Source organism: uncultured Roseibium sp. (assembly GCF_947499295.1).
GTDB lineage: Bacteria > Pseudomonadota > Alphaproteobacteria > Rhizobiales > Stappiaceae > Roseibium.
Genome location: NZ_CANMNP010000114.1, coordinates 1 through 765 on the forward strand (window position 1 = coordinate 1; position 765 = coordinate 765).

Genomic DNA, 765 nt, shown 5'->3' on the forward strand with positions numbered 1-765 from the left:
GCCAGTGCGAGACCAGCCAGCGACTGGCTACAATACCAGGTATAGGAGTGCTCACGGCAACAGCCTTGGCCGCGACGCTTACTCCTACTCGGACTTCGCGCCGAACAATGCCCGTTTGTAGTCGGCGACGAGCTTCTCCAGCCGGATGATCCTGTCTTCCTTGCGCTCAATAAGGCCATCGCGTTCAACAACGCGTGCTTCAGAGGCGCGCAAAAGCGCCTGCAATGTAGCAACATCCGAGGGAAGATCAGCGGGCAAATCCATGGGTGAGCAATAGCAAAACATTCCGATCTGCACCGCCCAAAAGCACACCCTGATTCACTCTGCCGCAGCCGGTGGCCGGACGCTTCGGGCTGTTACCCTTCGCCAGTCGAGCCCGGTAAAAAGCGCTTCGAATTGCGCTGGATCAAGCTGCATGACTCCATCCGTAACCTTCGGCCATTTGAACTGGTTCTGCTCCAGACGCTTTTAGGACATCACCAGTCCCGATCCGTCCCAAAAGTTCATCTTCAACCGATCTGCACGCTTGGACCGGAACACATAGACCAACCCGTCAAAGGGCTTCCTCTGTAAATGGCTCTGAACCAAAGCTGTCAATCCGTCATGGCCTTTACGAAAATCCACCGGCTTGGTTGCCATATATATCTTCAACCCATGGGTCGGATGGATCATAGCGCTGTTACAATCTCGGCGATCTGGTCCACGCGTTCGGACGCGGAAAACCTGGCCTGGGCTCTGGCCGACTGGCTGATCGCCAAAAAGCTG

2 pseudogenes are annotated in these 765 nt (G+C 55.8%); both read right to left on the bottom strand.

Annotation, left to right across the window (positions count from 1 at the left end):
* Positions 1–87: 87 nt before the first annotated feature.
* A pseudogene (locus tag Q0835_RS30015) lies at positions 88–264 on the bottom strand (IS66 family transposase); the annotation flags it as partial.
* A gap of 54 nt (positions 265–318) precedes the next feature.
* Positions 319–672: pseudogene (gene tnpB / locus Q0835_RS30020) on the bottom strand (IS66 family insertion sequence element accessory protein TnpB).
* Between the last annotated feature and the right edge of the window lie 93 nt (positions 673–765).